The organism is Brevundimonas sp. (assembly GCF_031082345.1).
GTDB lineage: Bacteria > Pseudomonadota > Alphaproteobacteria > Caulobacterales > Caulobacteraceae > Brevundimonas.
In genome coordinates this window covers 1-2,367 of sequence record NZ_JAVHLH010000334.1, presented here as the reverse complement: position 1 = coordinate 2,367, position 2,367 = coordinate 1, and the positions used below count along the sequence as shown (strand labels likewise).

The window sequence follows — 2,367 nt, the reverse complement described above, 5'->3', positions numbered from 1 at the left end:
ATGGCGACGGCGTGGACGTCAGGTCGGAGATACAGGGTCATCGGCGAAGCGGCCGGACAGACGAGGGGCGCCGGCGCGAAGCCGGCGCCCCCGCCGTCAGCCCTGCTGCCAGAGCCGCACCGGGATCTGTTCGAAATCCCCGGTGGTGGAATCGGCGCGGGTGGCCTGTTCGGCCGAGCCGAGCCGGACGAGATCGGCGCGAACGCCGGCGCTCTCATAGAGTCGCACCGGAATCTGCTCCATGTCGCCTTCGGTGGCGTCCGCACGGGTGGCGGTCCGGGCGGAGCCCAGACCGATCAGGTGCGGCGTGGTCGCGGTCTTCATGACGTAACCTCCTGTCAACGGGGCCCATCGCCCCGTTGCGCCAGTCCGCGCCCGCCAGGTCCTATTTTCAAACTATATTCGATCTATACTTTCAGCCGACCGTCGCATGACTGAAAACACGGACTGGGCGGCCGCGATCCGGTTCCGATGGTAGGCATCGATCGCCAGCCTGAGATCGCTCATCCGGCCTTCGAGAAAGAGTTCCTCCTGGTGCGCGACCGCTTCGTCGGCGATCGGATCGACGTGGCGTTCGACCCGTCGGACCGGACGCAGTTGCAGCGCCGTGCGGCGGTAGACCCGGTCGAGCACATCATTGCCCGCCCAGGCCAGCAGGTTGTCGTAGAAGGCCTCGATCCGGGGGCGAGGCGACGCCTCAAGGCGTGGCGGCCGCGCGCCCGGCGGAATCCGCTCGATGGCCCATCCGGCCAGCCGCCAGTGCAGTTCATAGAGATCGGCGATGTCCGACGCTGTCGGGCTCGGCGCGAAATAGCCATGGCCGGGCCGGTGCTCCAGCACGCCCTCGCCAGAGAGCCGGGCGAGGGCCTCGCGGACCGGCGTGGGGCTGAGGCCCAGTTCGCTCGCCAGGGCGGTGGCGACCAGCGGCCGGCCCCAGCCGAACCGGCCTTCGGAGGTGAAATCCGTCAGGGCGGCCACCGCAAGATGATAGGGATCGCGCGCCTTCACGGGCCCCGGTCCGGCCACGCCGCTCCGGCCCGGAACCTGTCCGGCGACTCATGGTCGGCGGGTGATCGTGTATCCATTAACGCTCTTCAAGGTCTCGCAAGGTGCGCGCAGGTTTCTTGCGCACGCGCGCAAGACTTTCGGCCCCGTGCCTTTCACGACTTTCATTTGAAGCGCGATTGCCCCATTTTTCAACCAGCAGGGGTACGGAAGGATGAGTCCGGCGGCCTCATGGATGTGGAAGAGTCCGGACGATGGATCCCGCCGAACGTCAGTCGCAGAGCGAGACCCTGTCTTCGGCCCTGCGTCTGATCCGCGCCCATCGCCGCATGAAGTCCGCCGAGGTCGCCGAGGCCATGGGCATGGCCCTGCGGTCCTACGAACATTTCGAGGCGGGTGGCGGGCGCATCAACCTTGAACGCATCCATCGCTTTGCCGAGGTTACGGATTCCGACCCCTACGCCATCCTCGCGGCCCTCGCCCTCGGCTCGCCGCAGTTCGCCCTGCGCAGCGCCGACAACAAGCTGATGACCATCCTGACCGTCGCCCTGCAGGAGTTTGACGAGACGCTCGGCGACGTCATCCACGAGCTCGACGCCCGCACCCTGATCAACGCCTTCACCCGGACCATGAAGGACCTGGCGCTGCAGGCGGTCCGCCGCGACAGCGCGGCCCAGGACTGGCTCGAAACACGGGTCGCCAGGCTCGTCTCGCCGGCCGGGGGCGAGGACGAGGGCGGCCCCGGGAATTCCCGACCGTAGACGCCCCGCCGGAAAGCTGCGGTCTGGCCGTGGATTTCGTTCGGCCTTCTGCTGGGGTCATGACGCCGCCGTCCCCGCGCCCGCACGCCGCGCCGCCCGCCCCCGACGAGCCCCTGTCGGCGCGGCAACGCGACTGCCTCGCCCTCGCCGCCCGCGGTCTCACCTCGGCGGCGATCGGCAAGCGTCTCGGCATCTCCGGCCGCACCGTCGACGAACACCTGATGCGGGCCTGCCGAATTCTGGGCGTGCGCACCCGGATCCAGGCCGTCGCCCGCCTCGCCGCCCGCACCGGGCCGGACCCGGAGTCCCGCAGCTTCCTACCGTAGATCTCCGACGGGCCGGCCGCGGGTCGCGGTCGGCGGGCGAGATCGGGTTTGCTGGGGCCCTGAACGGAGCCCGCCTTGCTGGACCTCAACCTCATCCTCGCCCTGTCCCAGGCCTGCGCCCCCCAGGCGGCGCCGCAGACCATGGCCGCCATCGCCTGGACCGAAAGCCGGTTCGATCCCCTGGCCATCGGCGTGAACCGCGGTCCCCGGCCCGCCCGGCGCCCCCGCGACGCCGCCGACGCCGCCCGGATCGCCAGCAGCCCGCGGGCGATCCG

Annotated in this window: 4 protein-coding genes and 1 pseudogene; 3 read left to right on the top strand and 2 right to left on the bottom strand. The window is 70.0% G+C overall.

From position 1 onward, the window contains the following. Positions 1-96: 96 nt before the first annotated feature. Together RDU12_RS14940 and RDU12_RS14935 are read right to left on the bottom strand one after the other, a co-directional pair. Positions 97-324: a hypothetical protein gene (locus RDU12_RS14940; protein WP_292029740.1), complete on the bottom strand. Its 228-nt coding sequence runs from the start codon at positions 322-324 to the stop codon at positions 97-99. A 72-nt stretch (positions 325-396) separates the two neighbouring features. Further along, the gene (locus RDU12_RS14935; protein ID WP_300293296.1) at positions 397-1,008 is read right to left on the bottom strand and encodes a GntR family transcriptional regulator; all 612 of its coding nucleotides are present in this window, start codon (positions 1,006-1,008) and stop codon (positions 397-399) included. Positions 1,009-1,259: 251 nt separating this feature from the next. Between RDU12_RS14935 and RDU12_RS14930 the strand changes: the two genes are divergently transcribed. The 3 genes and pseudogenes from RDU12_RS14930 to RDU12_RS14920 form a co-directional block, all read left to right on the top strand. Further along, the gene (locus tag RDU12_RS14930) at positions 1,260-1,766 is read left to right on the top strand and encodes a helix-turn-helix transcriptional regulator (protein ID WP_300293294.1); all 507 of its coding nucleotides are present in this window, start codon (positions 1,260-1,262) and stop codon (positions 1,764-1,766) included. 59 nt (positions 1,767-1,825) lie between these two features. Further along, on the top strand, positions 1,826-2,092 hold the full coding sequence (locus RDU12_RS14925) for a helix-turn-helix transcriptional regulator (protein ID WP_308685423.1): 267 nt from the start codon (positions 1,826-1,828) through the stop codon (positions 2,090-2,092). 75 nt (positions 2,093-2,167) lie between these two features. Then, positions 2,168-2,367: pseudogene (locus RDU12_RS14920) on the top strand (transglycosylase SLT domain-containing protein); the annotation flags it as partial.

Bases quoted from the DNA above. Each gene is read 5' to 3' on its own strand.
- RDU12_RS14940 (WP_292029740.1), bottom strand. From the start codon at position 324: ATGAAGACCGCGACCACGCCGCACCTGATCGGTCTGGGCTCCGCCCGG.
- RDU12_RS14925 (WP_308685423.1), top strand. From the start codon at position 1,826: ATGACGCCGCCGTCCCCGCGCCCGCACGCCGCGCCGCCCGCCCCCGAC.
- RDU12_RS14930 (WP_300293294.1), top strand. From the start codon at position 1,260: ATGGATCCCGCCGAACGTCAGTCGCAGAGCGAGACCCTGTCTTCGGCC.